This window comes from Stella humosa (genome assembly GCF_006738645.1).
GTDB classification, from domain to species: domain Bacteria; phylum Pseudomonadota; class Alphaproteobacteria; order ATCC43930; family Allostellaceae; genus Allostella; species Allostella humosa.
The window spans coordinates 1,502,942-1,524,818 of sequence record NZ_AP019700.1; the positions used below are offsets into that span (position 1 = coordinate 1,502,942).

The 21,877-nt window shown below is 70.0% G+C and carries 21 protein-coding genes and 1 pseudogene; 14 read left to right on the forward strand and 8 right to left on the reverse strand.

Going from position 1 to position 21,877, the window contains the following annotated elements; translation table 11 throughout:
* Positions 1-9: 9 nt before the first annotated feature.
* Both STVA_RS07040 and STVA_RS07045 read right to left on the reverse strand, forming a co-directional pair.
* Positions 10-495, reverse strand: coding sequence for a GNAT family N-acetyltransferase (locus STVA_RS07040; protein WP_123689311.1), 486 nt, complete (start codon positions 493-495; stop codon positions 10-12).
* On the reverse strand, positions 492-1,082 hold the full coding sequence (locus tag STVA_RS07045; RefSeq protein ID WP_123689310.1) for a TetR family transcriptional regulator: 591 nt from the start codon (positions 1,080-1,082) through the stop codon (positions 492-494). Before STVA_RS07045 ends, STVA_RS07040 begins: the two co-directional genes overlap by 4 nt.
* A gap of 59 nt (positions 1,083-1,141) precedes the next feature.
* Between STVA_RS07045 and STVA_RS07050 the strand changes: the two genes are divergently transcribed.
* The 6 genes and pseudogenes from STVA_RS07050 to STVA_RS07070 all read left to right on the forward strand — a co-directional run bounded on the left by STVA_RS07050 (position 1,142) and on the right by STVA_RS07070 (position 7,071).
* Positions 1,142-2,050, forward strand: coding sequence for an SDR family oxidoreductase (locus STVA_RS07050; RefSeq protein ID WP_123689309.1), 909 nt, complete (start codon positions 1,142-1,144; stop codon positions 2,048-2,050).
* A gap of 104 nt (positions 2,051-2,154) precedes the next feature.
* Positions 2,155-2,670 carry an RNA polymerase sigma factor gene (locus STVA_RS07055; protein ID WP_170216416.1) on the forward strand — a complete coding sequence of 172 codons (516 nt, stop codon included), beginning with the start codon at positions 2,155-2,157 and terminating at the stop codon, positions 2,668-2,670.
* A gap of 104 nt (positions 2,671-2,774) precedes the next feature.
* Positions 2,775-2,876 (forward strand): annotated as a pseudogene (locus STVA_RS28560) (hypothetical protein); the annotation flags it as partial.
* Between the two features lie 153 nt (positions 2,877-3,029).
* Positions 3,030-3,785 (forward strand): FecR family protein, encoded by a 756-nt coding sequence (locus tag STVA_RS07060; protein ID WP_246782850.1) that lies wholly within the window; start codon positions 3,030-3,032, stop codon positions 3,783-3,785.
* A 142-nt stretch (positions 3,786-3,927) separates the two neighbouring features.
* On the forward strand, positions 3,928-6,369 hold the full coding sequence (locus tag STVA_RS07065; protein ID WP_142235692.1) for a TonB-dependent siderophore receptor: 2,442 nt from the start codon (positions 3,928-3,930) through the stop codon (positions 6,367-6,369).
* Positions 6,370-6,417: 48 nt separating this feature from the next.
* Entirely contained in the window at positions 6,418-7,071 is a 654-nt protein-coding gene (locus tag STVA_RS07070) for a hypothetical protein (protein WP_123689305.1), read from the forward strand.
* A gap of 27 nt (positions 7,072-7,098) precedes the next feature.
* On the opposite strand, the gene radC is transcribed toward STVA_RS07070, so the two are convergent.
* The 4 genes from radC to STVA_RS07090 are packed head-to-tail and all read right to left on the reverse strand — an operon-like array spanning position 7,099 to position 10,061.
* Positions 7,099-7,830 (reverse strand): RadC family protein, encoded by a 732-nt coding sequence (gene radC, locus STVA_RS07075; protein ID WP_123689304.1) that lies wholly within the window; start codon positions 7,828-7,830, stop codon positions 7,099-7,101.
* Between the two features lie 31 nt (positions 7,831-7,861).
* Positions 7,862-8,689: a type I methionyl aminopeptidase gene (map, locus tag STVA_RS07080; protein WP_123689303.1), complete on the reverse strand. Its 828-nt coding sequence runs from the start codon at positions 8,687-8,689 to the stop codon at positions 7,862-7,864.
* 19 nt (positions 8,690-8,708) lie between these two features.
* The gene (gene sfsA, locus STVA_RS07085) at positions 8,709-9,440 is read right to left on the reverse strand and encodes a DNA/RNA nuclease SfsA (RefSeq protein WP_123689302.1); all 732 of its coding nucleotides are present in this window, start codon (positions 9,438-9,440) and stop codon (positions 8,709-8,711) included.
* 9 nt (positions 9,441-9,449) lie between these two features.
* The gene (locus STVA_RS07090) at positions 9,450-10,061 is read right to left on the reverse strand and encodes an LbetaH domain-containing protein (protein ID WP_123689867.1); all 612 of its coding nucleotides are present in this window, start codon (positions 10,059-10,061) and stop codon (positions 9,450-9,452) included.
* Between the two features lie 95 nt (positions 10,062-10,156).
* Between STVA_RS07090 and STVA_RS07095 the strand changes: the two genes are divergently transcribed.
* Positions 10,157-10,927: a competence/damage-inducible protein A gene (locus STVA_RS07095; RefSeq protein ID WP_245978280.1), complete on the forward strand. Its 771-nt coding sequence runs from the start codon at positions 10,157-10,159 to the stop codon at positions 10,925-10,927.
* A gap of 6 nt (positions 10,928-10,933) precedes the next feature.
* Positions 10,934-11,122 (forward strand): hypothetical protein, encoded by a 189-nt coding sequence (locus tag STVA_RS07100; protein ID WP_142235693.1) that lies wholly within the window; start codon positions 10,934-10,936, stop codon positions 11,120-11,122.
* Here STVA_RS07100 and STVA_RS07105 read toward each other — a convergent pair.
* Positions 11,097-12,521, reverse strand: coding sequence for an MFS transporter (locus STVA_RS07105; RefSeq protein WP_123689300.1), 1,425 nt, complete (start codon positions 12,519-12,521; stop codon positions 11,097-11,099). The two genes, STVA_RS07100 and STVA_RS07105, sit on opposite strands and share 26 nt — an antisense overlap.
* Positions 12,522-12,597: 76 nt before the next feature.
* On the reverse strand, positions 12,598-14,085 hold the full coding sequence (locus STVA_RS07110) for an MDR family MFS transporter (protein ID WP_123689299.1): 1,488 nt from the start codon (positions 14,083-14,085) through the stop codon (positions 12,598-12,600).
* A gap of 215 nt (positions 14,086-14,300) precedes the next feature.
* On the opposite strand from STVA_RS07110, the gene STVA_RS07115 reads away from it, so the two are divergent.
* The 6 genes from STVA_RS07115 (at position 14,301) to STVA_RS07140 (ending at position 21,871) form a co-directional block, all read left to right on the forward strand.
* Positions 14,301-15,386 carry an NAD(P)H-dependent glycerol-3-phosphate dehydrogenase gene (locus STVA_RS07115; RefSeq protein ID WP_123689298.1) on the forward strand — a complete coding sequence of 362 codons (1,086 nt, stop codon included), beginning with the start codon at positions 14,301-14,303 and terminating at the stop codon, positions 15,384-15,386.
* A 222-nt stretch (positions 15,387-15,608) separates the two neighbouring features.
* Complete coding sequence (locus STVA_RS07120; RefSeq protein WP_142235694.1) at positions 15,609-15,926, forward strand: hypothetical protein; 318 nt, start codon at positions 15,609-15,611, stop codon at positions 15,924-15,926.
* Between the two features lie 47 nt (positions 15,927-15,973).
* Positions 15,974-17,842, forward strand: coding sequence for an ATP-grasp domain-containing protein (locus tag STVA_RS07125; protein ID WP_123689297.1), 1,869 nt, complete (start codon positions 15,974-15,976; stop codon positions 17,840-17,842).
* A 28-nt stretch (positions 17,843-17,870) separates the two neighbouring features.
* On the forward strand, positions 17,871-21,143 hold the full coding sequence (locus STVA_RS07130; RefSeq protein WP_170216415.1) for a PAS domain S-box protein: 3,273 nt from the start codon (positions 17,871-17,873) through the stop codon (positions 21,141-21,143).
* A gap of 81 nt (positions 21,144-21,224) precedes the next feature.
* Positions 21,225-21,476 (forward strand): AbrB/MazE/SpoVT family DNA-binding domain-containing protein, encoded by a 252-nt coding sequence (locus STVA_RS07135; protein WP_123689295.1) that lies wholly within the window; start codon positions 21,225-21,227, stop codon positions 21,474-21,476.
* Positions 21,473-21,871 carry a type II toxin-antitoxin system VapC family toxin gene (locus STVA_RS07140; RefSeq protein WP_123689294.1) on the forward strand — a complete coding sequence of 133 codons (399 nt, stop codon included), beginning with the start codon at positions 21,473-21,475 and terminating at the stop codon, positions 21,869-21,871. Before STVA_RS07135 ends, STVA_RS07140 begins: the two co-directional genes overlap by 4 nt.
* The last annotated feature ends 6 nt before the right edge of the window (positions 21,872-21,877 follow it).

Below are 21,877 nucleotides of genomic sequence, written 5' to 3' on the forward strand. Positions count from 1 at the left end.
ATACTCTTTTCACGGGCGTGGAAGGGCGTGGGAATCGCCTGCCGTCACCGGGAAGACCAGTCGGACTTCGCGGCCTGGGACGGCAGGCTCGATCTCCGCGACGCGAAATCCGACCGCCTGGTAGAAGGCCAGGGCGGTCGGATTGTCGGCCCGGACGAGGGCGACCAGGCGGCGATAGCCTTGCTGGCGGGCGCGGGCCAGGGTGGCCCGCGTCAGGGTGCGACCGATGCCGCGGCCATGGCGGTCCAGGCGCACGAAGGTGCTGATCGCGCCGGTGCCGTCGGGCAGGGGCAGGACGTCCTGGATGCCGACGATCGTGCCGGCCTCCACCGCTGCCAGGTAGATGGCCCCGGGCGGCAGGCCGTCGATGAAGGCGCGCTGCTCGTCGGCCGTGAAACTCTGGTCCATGGCGGTCAGCCCGCCGGCCCGGATGATGGGGTTCAGCAGGGCGACGATGGCTTCGGCATCGCCGCGCGCGACCCGGCGGACGATCATGGCGGCGGCCCAGCGCCAATGGCGGCCAGGAACCGCCGCAGGCTGTCGCGCACATGGCTTTCCACGTCGCCTTGCGGGTCGAAGCTCCACCACAGCAGCGAGCCCTGCCACTGCGTCGCCAGCAGCAGGCCGATGCCGGGGGGCACCGGCTTTGCCGATCCGGCGAGGGCCGATCCGGCGAGGCAGTCGTCCAGCAGGCGGCACAGCGCCACCTTCCAGTGTGCACCACGCGCCCGCAACGCCGGGTCGCGCAGGTCCTCGCGCAGGATCAGCAGCCCCTCGGCATAGGCTTCGATGTCGCCATAGTCGCGCGACAGGGCGGCCAGCAGCTCGACCGCGCCGGCGGCCGTCCGCGGCACGGCAGCACCGATGCGCGCGGTCTTGTCGTCCAACTGGTCCCAGGCGCGCTGCAGAGTCGCCCGGACCAGCAGCGCCTTGGTGCCGAAGCGCTGCACCAGGGTCGAGGCCGACAGGCCCGACGCACGCGCCACCGCGGCGAAGGTGAGCGCCTGCGGGCCGGACGCGTGCATCAGCCGCAGGGCGGCCTCCAGCACGTCGCCGTCGGTGAGAATCTTGGTGCGTGGCATGTTGTCAGTCTAATATAACCGAACGATCGTTTATAAATACATTGACGGAGGAGGGAGCGATGCGCCTCGCAGGAAAGGTGGCCCTGGTGGCGGGCGGCACGCGCGGTGCCGGGCGCGGCATCGCGGTCGAACTGGGGGCGGCGGGCGCCACGGTCTATGTCACCGGGCGCACCACCCGCGACCGCCCGTCCGAGAGCGCCCGGCCCGAGACGATCGAGGAGACGGCGGAACTGATCCAGGCCGCCGGCGGCATCGGCATCGCGGTTCGCGTCGACCATTTGGTGCCGGACGAGGTCGCGGCACTCGTCGCCCGCATCCGGGCCGAGCAGGGGCGCCTCGACATCCTGGTCAACGACATCTGGGGTGCCGATCGTCTGATCGAGTGGGACCGCACGGTGTGGGAGCACGACCTGGCGAAGGGGTTGCACATGCTCCACCTGGCGATCGACACCCATCTCATCACCGCCCACCACGCCCTGCCGCTGCTGATCGCCCGGCCCGGCGGCCTGCTGGTGGAGGTGACGGACGGCACCGCGGAGTACAACCAGAACCACTATCGCATCTCGCCCTTCTACGACCTCGCCAAGGTGGCGGTGACGCGCATGGCCTGGGCCCATGCCCGCGATTTGGCGCCGCACGGCGCCACCTCGGTCTGTGTTACCCCCGGCTGGCTGCGGTCGGAGGCGATGCTGGAGGCCTATCGCGTCACCGAGGCCAACTGGCGCGACGCCACGCGCATCCAGCCGCACTTCGCCATTTCCGAGACGCCGCGCTTCGTCGGCCGCGCCGTGGCGGCCCTGGCCGCCGACCCGGACCGCGCGCGCTGGAACGGCCATTCCCTGTCGAGCGGGGGGCTGGCCCAGGTCTATGGCTTCACCGACCTCGACGGCTCCCGGCCCGATGCCTGGCGCTATGTGCCCGAGGTGCAGGACGCGGGCCGGCCGGCGGACACGACGGGCTATCGATAGCCCCGGCGGGTTTCCCGATGGGAATTGCTGTTGAGAACGATTATCAATTTAGGTAGCGTCGATCGATCCGCGATCGGGATAGCGAGTGTGATCGGTACGCGTCGTTGACGAAGAAAGACCTCAAGGGCCTGTTCCTCGCGCACCAGCGCGAGGTTCACGCCTTTCTCCATAGAAAGCTGCGGGATCGGGAAGCTGCCGCCGACCTGACCCAGGAGACGTTCCTGCGCTTCGCGGCGTTCCGGGCGGACAATCCGGCCGTGACGATCACGCACGAGCGCTCCTACATCTATCGCACCGCGCACAACCTCGCGGTCGACTATCTGCGCCAGGAGCGGGGCGGCCCGACCGAGCGGGCGGACGACCTCCAAATCGCCCAGGTGGCGGACGAGATGCCGTCGCCGGAAGCGGTCGTCAGCGGCCGGGACGAGCTCGACGCCATCCGCGCGGCGCTGCTGGAATTGCCCGAACGGACGCGCCAGGTCTTTGCCCTGGCGCGCCTCGAGGGGCTCATCTACCAGGACGTCGCCGACCGGCTCGGCATTTCGACCAGTTCCGTCCAGAAGCATCTGATGGTGGCGACGAGGCACGTCATGCTGCGGCGCCGACGCGAGCGCAATTGACGAAACTATTTCGGGTCTCCGTTACCGGGTCGGGGTCGCTGCTCCGTCATACTCGATAGGCAAGTGGGTGCCCCGCGGCACCGGGTGAAATCTGGACAAGAGCTTTGGGCAACAGCGGCGACCGACAGGACGAGATCGACACGGCAGCGGCGGACTGGGCGGCACGCCTCGGCGGCGGCCCCCTGTCGGACGCCGAGCGCCGGTGCCTCGACCGGTGGCTCGATGGAAGCCCCGTCCACGCGGCCGCTTTCGCGGAAGCCCTGGCGGCCTGGGACATGATGGGAGCGCTCCGTTTCGCCCCCGGCGCTCTCCGGCACGACATCGTCCCGCCGCCGCGAACCAGGCGGATTGCGTCTTCCATGATGGCCGGCCGCCGTCCCCGGTGGACGCATGTCGCGGCCGTGGCGGCCAGCCTGCTGCTGTTCGCCGGCAGCCTGGCCGTCTGGGTCGGCGACCCGGTCGTCCTGGCGACGGCGGACTATCGGACCGCGCCTGGAGAGCAGCGTCGCGTCGCGCTCGCCGATGGCAGCACGGTCGATCTCGGCCCGGCCAGCGCGATCGCCGTCGACTATGGCGACAGCACGCGCCGGGTGCGGCTTCTATCCGGCGTGGCCTACTTCACCGCCGCGCCCGCCGACGCCAGCGAACCCCGACCATTCGTCGTGGGCGCGGCCAGTGGCACCGCGCGGGCATTGGGCACGCGGTTCATGGTGGAGCGCCTGTCGGCCGCGGTCGAGGTCACGGTCGCCGAGCATGATGTCGAGGTGGCGCTCGCGGGGGCCGCGGCCGACGGCCCGACCGTCGTGGTCGCGCCCGGCCAGGTGGTGCGCTACTCCGAATCCGGGCTCGGCGCCGTCCACGATGCCAACATCGAGCGCGCGACCGCCTGGCAGCGTGGCCGCCTGATTTTCGACGACGTCCCGCTCGGCGACGTGGTGGCCGCGCTCAACCGCTATCGCCACGACCGGATCGTGATCGCGGGCGCGGGCCTCGCGTCCCGCAAGGTCAGCGGCGTGTTCGACACGGCGGCGCCGGATGCGGCGCTGGCGACCATCGCCCGGGATCTCCGCATCTCGGCGGCATCCCTGCCGTTGCTGGTGACCGTCCTCTTCTGACGGGTGGTTCGGCCCGGCCGGCAGCTCCCGCAGAAAAATTTCGGTTTCCTTTACCGACTCCCATTCGAAATCGCGTCCCAATGAAGAGAGCGAATGCGAGGCATTCGCCAAATTCTGGCCACGGGCGCGAAGGGATCGAGCGATGGGGGCGAAGGCGGTGCGCCGGGGGGCGGTGAAGGCCCGGGTCGGGTTGGCCCTTTCCGGGTTGGGGCGGATGGCCGCGGGCGCCGGGCTTCTCACGATGCAGGCGGCCCTGGCGCCGGTCCCGCTCGCGGCCCAGGAGGGCAGCCCATCGGCGGCGGTCGCCCGACGCACGGTCGAGTTCGATATTCCCGTCCAGAGCCTGAACTCGGCATTGCTCACCTTTGCCGAACGGGCGGGGCTTCAACTCATCTACGACGTTGCGTCGGTCAGAAGCCTGCGCAGTGCGCCCTTGCGCGGCCGGTTCACCGCCCAGGACGGCCTCAACCGCCTCCTCGCCGGCACCGGCATGGCCTACCGGTTCAGCGGCCCGAACACCGTGTCGTTGCAGATGGCGACGACGAGCGATTCGAGCGGGGTCGTCACGTTGGTGCCGGTGATGGTCAGCGGCCGGGCCGAGCTCGCCGTCGAGGGATTCCGCGCCCGCCAGGCCAGCAGCGCGACCAACGTCGCCGCGCCGCTGATCGAAACGCCGGCGACCGTGAACGTCATGTCGTCGGAGACGATGGAGCGGCTCAACGTCCAGCGGCTCGACGACATCCTGCAGTACATCCCAGGAACCGGCCCGGGGGCGACGGGCAGTTCGATGACCAACACCTTCACCATCCGCGGCTTCGAATCGTCGACCACCAGGGGCGGCAGCCTCGGATCGCGGTCGAACTCGGTCTATATCGACGGGCACCGGCCGGCCAGCCGGCACTATCACTATGACCGGTCATTGTACGAGCGCGTCGAGGTGCTGAAGGGCACGTCTTCGGTCCTCTATGGCGCAGCGTCTCCTGGCGGCATCGTCAGCTACACCTCCAAGAAGCCGCTTTTCGAAACCCGCAACCAGCTCTCGACCACCATCGGCAGCTTTGATACGCGGCGCGCCTCCGTCGACCTGACCGGCCCGGTGGCGGCGCTGAACGGCCTGGCCTACCGCCTGATCGCCACGGCCCAGGAAGCGAACCAGCCCTATACCGGCAAGAACCACGCGAGCAGCTTCGACGACCGCACCATCGTGAAGCCGCAGATCGCCTGGCAGAGCGACGGGGGGACCAGGGTCGATCTCGGCTACGAATACAGCCGGCAGAACAGCGTGGCCGACCCCGGCATCCTGCGCTTCAGCGACGGGAGCTTCGGCTTCGGCGGGCGGTCGCTGGTCAGCGACGACAGCTTCTCCAAGCACACGAACCACATTGCCACCGCCAGCATCTGGCACCCGATCACCGACCAGTGGTCGATCTCGGTCGATGGCAGCTATGGCAAGAATCACATCGACGCCTTGTGGGATTCGGCCAATACCCGGACCGCGCCGTCGAGAACCGCGCTGATCGACCGGGACGTCATCCGGTTCGAGACGGATTTCGAGCACCGGGAAGCGCGGGCCAAGCTGCAGGGCGAGTACCAGATCGGCGTGGTCGCGAACACGACCACCATCGGGGTTTCGCATCGCCGCGAGGGCTACGACAGCAAGCGGGTCCAGCGCACGATCCGGGGCGCGATCAACCCGCTCGATCCGGTGTTCGCATCGGTGGGCGACCTTGGCCCCTACACCGGCACGGTCGACTGGACCATCCGGGAACAAGGCGTCTACATCCAGAACTACGCCCGGGTCGGCGAGAAGCTGAAGCTGTTCGGCGGCCTCCGCTACACCGATATCCGGACCGTCTTCAACGACACCGGCGGCACCGACAAGGCGATCGACTATGCGATCGGCGCCATCTTCAACCAGAACGACTGGCTGAATCCCTTTATCAGCTACTCGACCTCGCTGACGCCGCAGGTGGGCACGCTGAAGACGGGCGGGCCGGTGCCGTTCTCCGAAGGCAAGCAGTTGGAAATCGGCGTGAAGAGCCAGTGGTTCGGCGACGCCGTCGCCTCGACCCTGTCGATCTTCCAGATCACCCAGACCAACCGGGTCGAGACCGATCCGGCCGATCGCCTGCTGTCGATCATCGCCGGCGACCAGGAGGTCAAGGGCATGGAGCTGGAGGTGGTCGGCAAGATCACCGACAATTTAACGTTCATCGGTGGATACAGCTATCTCGATACGGAATTCACCGAATCCGTTCTCTACAAGGGAAACACGCCCGCGAACGTGCCGAAGCACAAGGCGACGGCCATGCTGAACTACAGCCTCGATACCGACTTCGGTCTGTGGGATGCGGGCGTCGGCTATATCTATGTTCGCAACCGTCAGGGCGACAACGAGAACTCGTATCGCCTGCCAGACTACTCGCGGTTCGATCTCAGCCTGGGATGGCAGTACGAAAGCCTGGAGCTGCGGCTCAGGGCGGAGAACATCTTCAACAAGAAGTACGTGTCCGGCTCCAGCGGCGTCTTCATGAACCAGGGGCTGCCGCGCTCCGTGTTCCTGAACGCCAAAGTGACGTTCTGACGCGGCCGGTCACCAAGCTTTCAGCCAACTCACCATCAGGAGCAGGAAATGGCCTCGCACCATGTCCGCATGTCTAAATTTCGCCTCGGCGCCATCGCACTCTTCTCGGCCGTGCTGTTCGCCCAGACCGCGAGCGCGGCCGCTCCCGGTCCGGATGGCAACCGCGGGCACCTGAACCGCCTGCTGCACAATCCGACCGTGATCGCGCATCTCGGGCTCACGGCCGAGCAGGCCCGCGCCGCCCAGGGCATTTCCAATGCAGTCATCGAGAGCCAGCGGGTGGAATTCGAGACGGCGCTGAAGCCGGCCACCAAGGCCGAGCGGGTGCCGCTGGTGAAGGACCTGTTCATAGCCGTCAACGCCGATACGTTCAAAAGACTGGAGAGCGTGATCAGCGCCGCCCAGAACCAGCGTCTGAGGCAGATCGAGATCCACACCTTCGGTGTCCGGGCCTTCGGCCGGCCAGCGGTGATCCAGTACCTGGAGCTGACGCCCGCCCAAACCGAGCGGCTGTCGAAGGTGGGCGATGCGATGGGCGACCAGCTATCGGGCCTGCACAAGTCATCGGCCATGAGTGCCGCCGAGAAGAAAGAGGCAACCGGCAGGATCCGCACGGCGGCGCTCGCGGAGGCCCGGCAGGCCATGAGCCCGGAACAGTGGGTCCGGTGGGAACTGCTGATCGGCGCCGAATTCCGCCTTTGAGTTAGCACTCGGCGGCATCGCCGCCGGTCAGATCAAGCCCATCCCCTTCAGGCTGGCATGGCGGCCGCGGGCGATGATGATGTGGTCGTGCAGCGCGATGCCGAGCGTGGCGGCGGCCTTGGCCACCTCCTTGGTCATCGCGATGTCGGCGCGGCTGGGGGTGGGGTCGCCGGACGGGTGGTTGTGGACCATGATGATGGAGGAAGCGCCGCGCTCCAGCGCGCGCTTCACCACCTCGCGCGGGTAGACCGGCGTGTGGTCGACCGTGCCGACCTGCTGCTGCTCCTCGTGGATGATGCCGTTCTTGGCGTCGAGATAGAGGATGCGGAACTCTTCCCGCTCGTTGTGCGCCATCGCCGCCCGGCAATAGTCCAGCACCTTCTGCCAGGAGCTCATCACCGGCCGGTCGATGATCGCCTCGCGGGCGAAGCGCAAGGCCGCCGCATGCACGGTCTTGATGGCGGCGGCTGTCGCCTCGCCGATGCCCTTCACCGTGGCAAGCTGGGCCAGCTCGGCCGCCAGCACGCCGTGGAAACTGCCGAAGCGCTGGATCAGGCGCTTGGCGACGGGCTTCACGTCCCGGCGCGGGATGGCCAGGAACAGCACCAGTTCCAGCATTTCATAGTCCGCCAGCGCATCGCCGCCGCCGGCCAGGAAGCGTTCGCGCAGGCGCTCGCGATGGCCTTCATAGTCTGCCGGTTCCAGCGGCAGCAGGCCCGCCGCATCGTCGAGCCCCGGCCGGTTCGACGCGCGTGCCATCCTGCCCCCGGGGACCGTGCGGCGCCTTCGATCAGGCGGTCTTGTAGGGGGGCTGGTCCATGCCGGTGGGCGACAAAGTCATGATCTCGAAGCCGCTGTCGGTGACGCCGACCGTATGCTCGAACTGCGCCGACAGGGACTTGTCCTTGGTGACGGCGGTCCAGCCGTCCGCCAGGATCTTCACGTCGTAGCGGCCGGCATTGATCATCGGCTCGACCGTGAAGAACATGCCCGGCCGCAGCGTCGGGCCATGGCCCGGCCGGCCGAAATGCAGGATCGACGGCGCGTCGTGGAAGATGCGGCCGATGCCGTGGCCGCAGAAATCGCGCACGACCGAGAAGCGCTGGCCCTCGGCATAGCTCTGGATGGCGTGGCCGATGTCGCCCACCGTGGCGCCCGGGCGCACCGCGCGGATGCCGCGCATCATCGCCTCGTAGGTGACGTCGATCAGCCGGCGCGCCTTCAGCGGCACCTTGTCGCCGACCATGTACATGCGGCTGGTGTCGCCGTACCAGCCATCCAGGATGACCGTCACGTCGATGTTCAGCGTATCGCCGTCGACCACCCGCTTCTCGCTCGGGATGCCGTGGCAGACGACATGGTTGATCGAGGTGCAGATGGACTTGGGGAAGCCCTTGTAATTCAGGGGCGCCGGGATCGCGCCGTGCTCGACGATGAATTCGTGGCAGAGCCGGTTCAGCTCGTCGGTGCTGACGCCGGGCTGCACGTGGGGCGTGATGAAATCCAGCGTCTCGGCCGCCAGCCGGCCCGCCTTGCGCATGCCGGCGAACGCCTCGGCGCCATGGATCTTGATGCTGCGCTCTTCGGGGTCCGGGCGGACGGCGAGGTTTCGGTTCATGGCAGTGTCTTCCCTCATATCAGCACCCCGGCGCATCCAGCATCAGGGGCAGCGGCCGGGCGATCTCGATTCCATCGGTCCGCACGTCACAATAATAGCACAAGATTTCCACGCCACGCGCCCTGGCCCGCACGAGAGCCCTGGCATAGCCGGGGTCGAGGTCCCCGGCAATGGCGAAGCCGCGGCAATCGCCGCGCTGGACGACATAGACCATGACCGCGCGGTCGCCCGCCTCCACCCGGTCGCCCAGCTCCTCCAGGTGCTTGGCGCCCCGCAGCGTCACGCAGTCGGGGAACTCCGCCCGGTCGCCGCGCCGCAGATGGACGTTCTTCACCTCGACCCAGCAGGGTGGCCGCCCCGGTTCGTCCTGGAAGCCCGGCTGGGTCAGCAGCAGATCGATGCGCGAGTTGCGGCCATAGGCGACCTCGCGCCGGGCGGTGCCGTAGCCCGCCAGTTCGGCGATTCGGCCGGCCGCCACCGCCTCGGCCAGCAGGATATTGGGGTGCCCGGTATGGATTCCCACCAGGTGCCCGTCCACTTCCTCCAACTCCCAGCCGAAGGGCAGCTTGCGGCCGGGGGCGGTGGCCGGCGACAGCCAGATCCGGGCCAGCGGCCGGGCCATGCCCAGCATGGCGCCGGGGTTGGGGCAATGGACGGTCACCTCGCGCCCGTCCGCCAGTTGCACGTCGGCCAGGAAACGCTTGTAGCGGCGCAGCAGCGTCGCCGGCACCAGCGGCAAGGGGAAGCGCATGGGGCTGCCCTATGCCTCCGGCGACTGGTCGACGAGGCCCAGGCGCGGCACGACCTGGCTCGGCGCCAGCAGGGCGCCCGGCGCGATCACGGCATTGGCGCCGATCCGCGCGCCGTCGCCCAGGACCGCGCCGAAGCGCTCCACGCCCGTGTCGATCACCTCGCCGTCCTGGAGGATGCGGATGCGCCGATCCTTACGCTCGTTGCGGAAGTTGGCGATGACGGCGCCGGCCTCGCAATTGACGTCGGCGCCCAGGATGGAATCACCGACGAAGTTGAGATGGGCCAGCCGGCTGCCGGCGAACAGCAGCGAGGATTTCACCTCCGATCCCGGGCCGATGGTGCAGCCCTCGTCCAGCCAGACGCCGCCGCGCAGATAGGCGCCCGCGGCGACGTAGCAGCCGGATGCGACGATCGCCGGCCCCTTCACCACGGCCCCCGTCTCGACGATGGCGTCGCGGTGGATCGCCACGCCTTCGTTGATGGCATAGGTCGACCCCAGCCCGCCGGCCAGCATCGTCGCCAGCAGGTCGGGCAAGGCTTGGGTGATCGCCCAGGGCATCTCGTCGACGCGGGCGCGGAAGGGCGAGAAGGCGAAGCCGGCGATGAACAGGCGCAGCATGGTGGTCTTCCCCTTCGCCAATATCCGGTCGCGGGATGCCGGCGCAGCCGGTAGAAGCTGGCGCCAGCCACCCCGCGCGTCCCAAGGAGCAAGCCTTGTCCGATTCCAGTCCCGAGCGGAAGACCGTCACCGCCTGCGTCCTCATCATCGGCAACGAAATCCTGTCGGGCCGCACCAAGGACGCCAACCTGGCCTTCCTGGCCGAGCAGCTTAACCTGTCGGGCGTGCGCCTGATGGAGGCGCGCGTCATCCCCGACGTGCCGCAGACCATCATCGACACGGTCAACGCCGTGCGCGGGCAGTTCGACTATGTCTTCACGACGGGCGGCATCGGGCCGACCCATGACGACATCACCTCGGAATGCGTGGCGGCCGCCTTCGGCCTGCCGCTTATCCGCAACCCCGAGGCGGTGCGCCGGCTCCAGGCGCACTATCCGCCGGGCGGGCTGAACGAGGCGCGCCTGCGCATGGCCAACACGCCGGAAGGGGCCGAGCTGATCGACAACCCGGTGTCGATCGCGCCCGGCTTCCGCATCGGCAACGTCTTCGTGCTGGCGGGCGTGCCGGCGATCATGCGGGCGATGTTCGAAAGCCTGCGCCACAGCCTGACCGGCGGCCTGCCGATGCAGTCGCGCACGGTGACCAGCACCCTGCCCGAAGGGGCGATGGCGGCCGAGTTGTCGGCCATCCAGGATCGCTTCGCCGAGGTCGAGATCGGCAGTTATCCCTTCTTCCGCATGGGCAAGCCCGGAACGGCGATCGTGCTGCGCGCGACCGACGTGGCGCGGCTGGCGCTCGCCACCGACGACGTGAAGGCGATGATGACCGGCCTCGGCGACAGTCCGGTCGAGACGGACGCGGAGTAGGGCGCCATGCCGGCAGGCATGGCGGGCATGCTGCTGGGGTTGGCGACCGGCGGCGGCGCGCTGCTGATGTGGTACGGGCTGCAACGCCTGCGCGACCGCGCGCTGCCGGACGGCAAGCGGCGCCAGGGCTGGTGGGGGATCAATCTCGGGCTGCTCGTGCTGACGCTGTCTATGCTTCTGTTCTCGCGCTCCTGACGGCGGGCGCGATCAGCAGGGCGGCGGCGGCTGCCGCCGTCAGCGGCCCCAGCGCGAACAGGCCGAACAGCCAGAGGGCGGCATTGGCCCCGCCCACGGCCCCGCCGGGATCGGTGATGCCGGCCAGGTTGGCGACGACGCCGGCCAGGGCCGAGGCGAACGCGCTGGTGACGAGCTGGACGGTGGAGATGGAGGAACTGGCCAGGCTGCGCTCGCCGTCGGGTGCCACCGTCATGGCCCGGGTCAGCAGGTGCGGCCAACTGAAGCCGACGCCCATGCCGACCACCGCCAGCAGGCAGCCGATGGTGGCGATCGCGGCCGGGTCGCTGTGGCTCGCGAGCGGCATGCGCCATGCCAGCAGCGCCAGGCCGATAGTCATGGCGGCCGGCCCCAGCACCATCGACCGCGCGACCCGGCCGGGTCCGGAGCCGGCCGACAGCAGCGATCCCACCGTCCAGCCCAGCGCCTGCAGCACGGTCAGGTAGCCCGCACCCAGCGGCGTCAGCCCGTGCAGCGTCTGCAGCAGCAGCGGCACGAAGACGATGCAGTTGGTGCCGACCGTCGTCAGCGCCATGGTGAGGTAGACGGCCCCCAGCGGCGTGCCCGGCCGCAGCGCGTCTGACGGCAGCAGCCGCACGGCGGCCCCGCTTTCGATCCGCACCATGGCGAACAGCAGCGCGATGGCGACCGCCATGCCGGCGGCATTGACCCAGATGCTGGGGATCACGCTGGCGCCCGAGATGGCCAGGGCAGCACCCGCCAGCAGCGCCAGGCGGCGCACCGGAAAGCGCGGCGGCGCCTCCACCCGCGGGGCGGCCGATGGCGACGGCAGGACACGGGCGCAGAGCAGCGCGAAGGCGGCGGTGGCTGCCAGCACGGACCAGAAGGCCAGCCGCCATTCCCCGATTTCGGCGAAGATGCCGCCGACGAAGGGGCCGGACAGCGCGGCCACGCCCCAGGTGCCGGATACTAGCGCGATCGCCCGCGGCCACAGCTCCTGCGGCAGGACCAGCCGGATCAGGGCATAGGACAGCGCGAACAGCATGCCGCCGCCCAGCCCCTGGATGCCGCGGCCGAGCAGCAGCACCGGCATGGCCGGCGCCAGTGCCGCGATCAGCGTGCCGGCGGCAAAGCAGACCGCGGCCAGCCGGTAGGCGCCGCGCACGCCGCGCCGGGCCAGCAGCTCCGACGACAGGGCCGAGCCGATGATCGAGCCGACGATGAAGAGGGTGGCGTTCCAGGCGTAGTAGGCCAGCCCGCCGATCTCGGCCACCACCGAGGGCATGATGGTGGTGACGACGAAGATGTTCACGGCATGCAGCGTGACGCCGGCCGCCAGGGCCACGGCGCGGCCGCCATGCCCGCCGCTGAACAGTTCTCGCCAGCCCGGGGTCGCCATGCGCCCTCCTTCTTGTCGGGAGGGCGGTGATAGGACCTCGACCTAAGTGGAGGTCAAGGCAATTCGCCGGGCGGGTTCAATCCCCCGCGGCAGGGGCGGTGACGGGTGCCGTCGAGACGCGGTCGCGCAACGGCAGTTCGCGCATCATCACGAAGGCGCAGAGCGCGGTGGAGACGCCCATCGCGGCGGCCAGGAACACCCACTGGAAGCTGGCGACCAGCGTGGCGCTGTTGGCGGCCGACAGGACCGTGCCGGCACCGCGCCCGGCGACCACGCCGCTGCCCAGCACGATGGCGCCGAAGCCGGCGATCACCAAGGCACCAGAGAGCTGGCGGAAGAAGTGCATGGTCGCGGTCGCACTGCCCATCATGTGCATCTGCACCGCGTTCTGGATGCAGACCGTGGTGACCGGGAAGGACGTGCCGACGCCGAAGCTGGCGACCGCGAAGAGGATCTCCAGCCCCCACAGCGGCAGGCCCTGGGGGAAGAGGGCCAGCGTCGCCAGCGCGCTGGTGGAGATCGCCAGGCCCACCATCGGCAGGCGCTTGTAGTGGCGCACGCGCGCCATGACGTTGCCCGACGTGATGGCGCCCGTCACGGTGCCGACCAGCAGCGGGATGAGGGCCAGGCCCGACTGGCTGGCGGACAGGCCGACCACCAGCTCCAGATAGATCGGCACGAAGAAGGTGAGGCCCATGAAGGTGCCCATGCCGAACCCGGCCGAGGTGATGCCCAGCATGACGACCGAGTTGCGCAGCAGCTCGCTCGGGATCAGCGGCTCGTCGGCGGTGCGGATGCGGGCGATGAAGAGCAGCCAGATCATCGCCGACGTGACGAGCAGCGCCATGATGACGGGTGACGACCAGGGCATGCGCACGCCGCCCCAGTTGAGGGCCAGCAGCAGGGTGGTCGTGGCCGCCACCATCAGGCCGGCGCCGGCGAAGTCCATCCGCCGGCGGCGATGCACGCGCGGCATCTTCTTCAGGACCGAGTTGGTCATGAAGAGGGCGGCCGCCCCGCAGGGGATGTTGAGCCAGAAGATGACCGACCAGTGCAGGTGCTGGGCGATCAAGCCGCCCAGGACCGGGCCGGCGACGCCCGATGCCGCGAAGACGCTGGCGATATAGACCTGATACCGGCCGCGCTCCTTGGGCGGCACGACGTCGGCGATGATGGTCTGGGCCAGGGCGACCAGCCCGCCGCCGCCCAGCCCCTGGATCGCGCGCGCGACCGCGAGTGCTGCCACCGACGGCGCCATGGCGCTGGCGACCGAGCCCGCCACGAAGATGACGATGGCCGACAGCATCGTGATGTGGCGGCCGTGCGTATCGGCCAGCCGGCCATAGAGCGGCACCACGGCCGTGGCCGCGATCAGGTAGGCGGTGATGACCCAGGGCAGGTTCTGGAAGTCGCCCAGGTCGCGCCCGATCGTCGGCATGGCGGTGGCGACGATGGTCTGGTCGAGGGCCGCCAGCATCATCGCCATCATCAGGCCGAAGATGGTGGAGCGGATCTCGCGGTGGGTTTTGGGCGGCGGATCGCCCGCGGGGTGGCTGGGGGGCATTGCTCGACCTGGAACCTTCGGCGCAGGGGCGCCTCAAAATTACTTTGCACTGCAACATACCCCGCGGCCCGGCCGGTGCCATGTGCGGAGCCTTGCTGTTTCGGAATAGGGGGGCTGCATCATCCGGGGGGCTGCATCCTGCAGGCGGCCGGTCATGCTTCCGTCGCCCGGCGGTGCTACTGGAAGGCGGACGGCGGATGGAGAGGAGCAGCGGGATGGCGGACGAGCGGGCAGGGGAGGCGGCGCCGTTGCCGTTCGGCACGGTGGCGGTGGTCGGCGGCGGCGCCTGGGGCACCGCCCTGGCGATGGTGGCCGAGCGCGCCGGGCGCAGCGTGCGGCTGTGGATCCGCGAGCCCGAAGCCGCCCGGGCGGCAGCGGACAGCCGGCGCAACCCGTTCCTGCCGGGCCACGTGATCCCGCCCGCCATCGCCATCACGAGCCGGCTGGACGCGGTCCTGCACGGCGCCGACCTGGCGCTGCTCGTCATCCCATCGCAGTTCCTGCGCCGGGTCGCGGCCGAGGTCGAGCGGCAGTTGGCCCCGGGCGTGCCGGTGCTGGTTTGCAGCAAGGGCATCGAGGCCGGAACCGGCGCCCTGATGACCGCGGTGGTGGCGGCCGAAATGCCGGGCCGGCCCCACGCCGTCCTGTCCGGCCCCAGCTTCGCCGACGAGGCCGCGGCCGGGCAGCCGACGGCCGTCACCATCGCCGTGCCGCCCACGGCGGGCGGCATCGACCCGCTGGCCGCGCGCCTGGCCGTCACGATGGGGACGGCCACCTTCCGCCCCTATGTCTCGGATGACCCAGCGGGGGTGGAGGTCGGCGGCGCCGTCAAGAACGTGCTGGCGATCGCCTGCGGCATGGCGGCGGGCCGGGGATACGGGTCCAACCCCCGCGCGGCCCTGATCGCCCGCGGACTGGCCGAGATGCAGCGCCTGGCCGATGCGCTGGGCGGGCGGCGCGATACGGTGAGCGGGCTGGCCGGTGTGGGCGACCTGACGCTGACCTGCTCCAGCGAGCAGTCGCGCAACTTCTCGTTCGGCAAGGCGCTGGGCGGCGGCCTGTCGATCGAAGCGGCGCTGGCCGGCCGGACGGCGGTGGTGGAGGGCTGGGCCAACGCCCGCTCGGTGACCGAGCTGGCCGACCGGCTGGGGGTGGACATGCCGATCTGCGCCACGGTCAAGGCGATCCTGGATGGTGGGCTGTCGATCGAGGACGCCATCCACGGCCTGCTGACGCGGCCGATCACGGCCGAGCCCTGGGCGCTGGCCGCCGGCGTGCAGGTTCCGCACCCGGCGGGCTGACCGGGGGGCCGAGTCGGCGCCGGATGCCCTGGGAGGCCGTGCCAATTCGGCCGGTCACAGCCATTTCTCGGACGGCAGTGTCATTCGTGCCGCATTCGGAATAGGATAAGGGAACGGGTGACATATGACCGCCGGTCCATAGCCATGGCCGGCGGCGGTCTTCCCGCTACATACCGGTGATGCCGCCCTTCCGGCGGCTACGGATCTGGAGAGGTGGACGCCATGGCAGATGGACGGCATACCACCGAGGCCAAGGCGGCAAAGGAATCCGCCAAGGCAAGAGCCGCCCAAGAGGCGAGGGAGGCGGAGGCGCGCGCGCGGTTGCTGGCCCGCTTGCCGCAACTTCCCGACGACGACCTGCAGACGTTGAGCATGAATGCCGAGCGCCTGGAGCAGAACGGCACCGCCGGCCAGAAGGCCCAGGCGGCGGCCATGCTGCCGGCGATCCGGGCCGCCCTGGCCGAACGGGCGGCCGCCAAGCCCCCGGTCAAGCCGCGGGCGGCACGCAAGCCCGCTGCCGCCGCGGTCGCGGCCGGCTGAGCCGCCCGACAGGGTCCTAGACGGACTACGGCGCGGGTTCGACGGGCATGGGCGATCCCCAACCTGGGGATCGCCCCCTCGTCGCGATCGGCGCCATCCGGCATTTCCGTGGCATCAACGCCTATGCCGACCGCGATGTCGTGGTCGCGCGGCTGCGTGGGCGCCTGCCGGGTGACCCGCCGGCCGCCGACGCCGCCCTCGCTGGCCGGACAGCGGAGGCGTTGCGTGCCGCCGGAACTGCAATCGACGCCGCGACGCTGCCGGCGGCCGGGACGGGCGTTGACCTGATCCGGGCGGTGGCCGGCCGCCTGCTGGCTGAGCACGGCCTGGCGACGGCCGACGCGCTGGCGCTGCGCCCGGCGGCCGCTGTCGATCCGTGGGAGGTGGTCATCCCGCTGGAGCACGGGCCGTCGACCGAGGAAATCCTGCGCCTGGCGACCGACCTGGTGGCCTGGCTGGCGGTGCGGCCGGCCGATGACGCGCTGCACGGGCGGGTGGCCGCCCAACTGTCCGCCATAGCCGGCATGGTGGCGGGATGGCGCCCCGACCTCGACCAGGCGGAGATCATCGGTGCCTGCCGCCGGCTCGGCGTGCGCTGGCGGCGGCTGGCCAGCTTTCCCGATTGCATCCAACTGGGCGAGGGGCGCCGGCAGCGGCGGCTGCTGACCGCGATCACCGGCGAGACGGGGTTCATCGCCGTCCGCATGGCCAGCGACAAGACGTTGGCCAACCGCCATCTGGCCGAGCAGGGCGTGCCGGTGCCGCGCCACCGCGTCGTCGCCTCGGCCGACGAGGCCGGGCGGGCGGCGGCCGCGTTCGGCCTGCCCGTGGTGGTGAAGCCGCGCGACGGCCGGTGGAACCGCGGCGTGTCGGTCGTGTTCATCGGCGATGAGATCCCGGACGCCTTCGCCGCCGCCCAGGGTCGCGGGACCGGCGGCGGCATCATCGTCGAGAAATACGTGCCGGGCCGTGAATACCGCATCCTGGTGGCGGCGGGTGCTGTGTGCGCGGTCTATGAGCGGGTGGCGCCGGTCGTGGTCGGCGACGGGCGCGCCACGGTTGCCGCGTTGATCGCCGCCGCCAATGCCGATCCGGCCCGCCTGGCCCCGGCCGATGCCTGGTCCGGGCCGATCGTGGTGCAGCCGGCCGTCGAGCGCTGCCTCGCCTGGCAGGGGCTGGGCCTGGACCGCGTGCCCGCGGCCGGCCGTACCGTCCTGGTCAACCCGCTGCCTTTCCGCAAGCATGGCGGCACCTATCGCGACACCAGCGATGGCGTGCATCCCGAGAATGCGGCGCTGGCCGTGCGCATCGCCCGGCTGATGGGGCTGGAGATCGCCGGCATCGACATCCGCATGGCGGATATCGGCCAACCCTGGCAGGACGGGCCGGCCGGCGTGTGCGAGGTGAATGCCGGCCCCGGCCTCGACAACATCGCCGTCACCGGCCGGTTGCGCGGCGTCGACGTGCCGGGGCGGCTGGTCGACCGCATCCTGCCGCCGGCACGCCGGGGGCCGCTGCCCTTCATCCTGTTCGCAACGACGGGGCCGGTATCCCCGGCCATGGCCGGCCGGGCCGGCCGGCTGGCGGCGGCGCTCGGGCAGCGCCACGGTTGGACGGTGGCGCTGGCGGGGCCCGACGAACTGCACGTCGGCACCGACCGGTTGCGCGTACCGCCGCGATCAGGCGCCGCCTGGGCGGTGGATCGCATCCTGGAGCATCCCGAGGCCGATGCGGCCCTGCTCGTCATGCCCAAGGACCACCTGATCGGCCATGGCATCGGCCATGACCGCATCGACCTGGCGCTGGTCGAGGGCGGCCCCTACGGGGGAATGCTGGGCCGCCTGCTGGCCGAGGCCGGCACCCGCCTGCTGCCGTTCGATGCCGACGATGCTGCCATCCTGGCAGCGATCCCGTGAAGCCGTCGTACAGCCGGAAGACCGTACCGTGACCGATATCGAGACCCTCGTGCGATCGTTCGACTGGTCGCGGACCAGCCTTGGCCGCCAGGATAGCTGGCCGCAGAGCCTGCGCACGACCGTCGACATGGTGCTGCAGTCGCCGATCGCCATGGTGCTGATGTGGGGTCCCGACCACGCCATGGTCTACAACGAGGGCTATGTCGCGATCGCCGGGAAGAAGCACCCGGAGGCGCTGGGCGGCACCGTTCCCGCCATCTGGCCCGAGATCTGGGACTGGAACCGCCAGATGCTGGCGGCGGGCTTCCGCGGCGAGGCGCGCACGGCGCGCGACCATCTGCTGCGGCTGGAGCGCGACGGCGTTGCCGAGGAGCTGTGGTTCGACCTGTTCTACACGCCCGTGCGCGACGAGAGCGGCGCGGTGGCGGGCGTCCTCTGCACCGCGATCGACACGACCGAGCGGGTCCGGCTCAATCGCCGGCTGGCGACGGAGAGCATGCGGCTGAAGGAGCTGTTCCGCCAGGCGCCCAGCTTCATGGCGGTGATGCGCGGGCCCGATCAGGTGTTCGAACTGGCCAACGATGCGTTCCTGACACTGGTCGGCGATCGCGACCTGGTCGGCCGACCGCTGGCGGCCGTCCTGCCGGAGCTGTCGGAGCAGGGTTTCCCCCAGATCCTCGACCGGGTGCTGCATACCGGCGAGGCCTTCGTCGGCCGCGAGATGCGGGTCCTGCTGCGGCCACAGCCGGGCGGGCCGGCGCAGGAGCGCTTCCTCGACTTCATCTACCAGCGCATCGACCCCGAGGCCGCCGCGCCCGGCATCTTCATCGAGGGCTTCGACGTCACCGACCGGGTACGCGCCGAGCAGCGCCAGGCGGTGCTCTACGAGATGGGCGAGCGCCTGCGCGAGCTTGACCAGATCGACGAGATCGCCCTGGTGGCGGCCGAGATGCTGGGCCGGGCCGTGGGCGGCGCCCGCGCGGGCTTCGCCACCATTGATGCCACCGGCGAATATGCCGAGATTGTGCGCGACTGGACCGACGGCCGGGTCGCCAGCGTCGCCGGCCGCCATCGCCTGGAGGAGTTCGGCCAGGCCTTCGCCGCCCTGCTGCGGCGCGGCGACAGCGTGTCGGTGGCCGATGTCGCCCACCACCCGGCGACGGCGGCCGGCGCTGCCAGCTTCGCCCGGCTCGGCATCCGTGCGCTCCTGAACCTGCCGGTCATGGATGGTGGCCGCCTGGCCGCGATCCTCTACGTCCATGATTGCGAGCCGCGCGCTTGGTCGGCCGACGACCTGGCCCTGCTGCGCGACGGTGCCGCCCGCGCCCTGTCGGCGATCGAGCGCGCCCAGGCGCGGGCGGCGTCCCGCGCGAGCGAGGCGCTATTCCAGTCGCTGGCGGAAGCGGCACCCCAGCATGTCTGGATGGCCGATGCCGATGGCCGGCTCTTCTGGTTCAACGCCCGGGTATATGGGTTCACGGGCGCGGCCCCGGGGGAGCTCGATGGCGAAGGCTGGGCAAGGGTGGTCCATCCCGAACATCTGCCCGCAGCACTTGCGGCCTGGACCCTGGCGGTGGCCACGCATCAGAACTACCAGGTGGAGTTCCGGCTGCGCGACGCGACGGGCGCCTATCGCTGGTTCCTGGCGCGCGCCGTGCCGGTATTCGGCGATGGCGGCCAGGTGATCCGCTGGATCGGCACCAACACCGACATCGACGACCAGAAGATGGCCGTCGACCGGCTGGCGGAACTGAATGCCACGCTGGAGGAGCGTGTGGCCGAGCAGACCCAGGCGCGCGAGCGCATCTGGCGGGTCAGCCAGGACATGCTGGTGGTGACCGACCTGGATGGCGTCTGGCTGGCGGTGAACCCGGCCTGGGAGGCGACGCTGGGCTGGCGCGAGCATGAACTGGTCGGCCGCACCTCGCGCTGGCTGGAGCATCCCGACGACGTGCGGGCGACCGATGCGGAGCGCCTGCGGCTGCAGGGCGGGGGCAGGACCACCAGCTTTGAGAACCGCTTCCGCCATCGCGACGGCTCCTATCGCTGGCTGTCGTGGATGGCGGTGCCCGAGGACGGCCGCTTCTATGCCGTGGCCCGGGACGTGACGGCCGAGCGGCTGCGCCAGGCCGAGTTGGAGCAGACCCAGGACGCGCTCCGCCAGTCCCAGAAGATGGAGGCGGTCGGCCAACTGACCGGCGGCATCGCCCATGATTTCAACAACCTGCTGCAGGGCATCACCGGCTCGCTCGACCTCGTGAAGAAGCGGATCGCCCAGGGCCGCACCGGCGAGCTTGACCGCTATGTGTCGGGCGCCATGACCTCGGCCAGCCGCGCGGCGGCCCTGACCCATCGCCTGCTCGCCTTCTCGCGCCGGCAGCCGCTCGACCCCAAGCCGGTGCAGGTGAACGCCCTCGTCTCCTCGATGGAAGACCTGTTGCGCCGCACGATGGGCGAGCGCATTGCCATCGAGCTGGTCCTGGCCGGCGGCCTGTGGCTGACGCTATGCGACCAGAACCAGCTCGAGAGCGCGCTGCTGAACCTCGCCATCAATGCGCGCGACGCCATGCCGGACGGCGGCCGTCTCACCATCGAGACGGCCAACGCCCATCTCGACTCCGTCTATGTCGCCCGCCAGCGCGACATCGCCGCCGGCCAGTACGTGTGCCTGTGCGTGACCGACACCGGCACCGGCATGGCGCCGGAGGTGGTGCAGCGGGCCTTCGATCCGTTCTTCACGACCAAGCCGATCGGGCAAGGCACGGGCCTGGGCCTTTCGATGATCTACGGCTTCACCCGCCAGTCGGAGGGCTATGCCAAGATCTACAGCGAGGTCGGGCGCGGCACGACGGTGAAGCTCTACCTGCCGCGCCATCGCGGCGGTGCGGTGGAAGCCGACGCCATGCCCCAACTCACCGTCGCCCACCAGGCCGAGGACGGTGAGACCGTGCTGGTGGTGGAGGACGAGGCGGTGGTGCGTGGCCTGATCGTCGACGTGCTGCAGGACCTGGGCTATCGCGCACTGGAAGCGGCCGACGGCGACGCCGCGCTGGCCATCCTGCGGCAGGCGCCGCGGATCGACCTGCTGGTCACCGACATGGGGCTGCCGGGTCTGAACGGCCGCCAGATCGCCGACGCCGCGCGCGAGCGCCGCCCCGGGCTGAAGGTCCTGTTCATGACCGGCTATGCGGAGAATGCCGCACTGGCCAACGGCTTCCTCGACCCGGGAATGGCGATGATCACCAAGCCCTTCGCCATGGAGACGCTGGCCACCCGCATCCGCGACATGATCGAGACGTGACCACCGACGTCAGGCGTTCATGGATCAATCTTGCTCGTAAGGTATCATCACCTTACATTTGATGAAACAAGAGAGGGCTGCATGGCGACCTTGACGGTTACAGCCAAAGGCCAGATCACGTTGAAGAAGGAATTGCTGCAGCATCTTGGCGTGCGGCCGGGTCAGAAGCTGCACGTGGACAAGCTGCCCGGGGGGAGCATTACCGTGCGCCCGGCCGAGACGGGTCGCTCGATCCGGGACATTTTCGGCACCCTCAGGTGCGAGGGGACCGCACCCCTGTCGATCGAGGAAATCGCCCGGATCGCAGAAGAGGGCTGGGCAGGTCGGCGGTGAAGATCACCGCTGACACGAACGTGCTCGTGCGGTCGATTGTTGCCGACGACGTTGCCCAGGCGGAGGTCGCGCAACGCACCCTGGCCGCTGCTGAGACGATCGCACTACCGTTGCCGGTTCTGTGTGAATTGGTCTGGGTCCTTCGCCGAGGCTATCGTCAGCCGACCGATGATCTCGTCAGGACGCTCCGAGGGCTCATCGAAAGCCCGGAATGCGTGATGGACCGCCCTGCCGTCGAGGCCGGCATCGCGCTGCTGGAGGCCGGCGGTGACTTCGCCGATGGCGTGATCGCCCATGGTGGCAGGGCGCTCGGCGGCGAGACTTTCGTGTCTTTCAACAAGCAGGCCGTGCTGTTGCTGCAGGCGTCCGGCGTGCGTGCGGATATCCCCGACTGATCATGC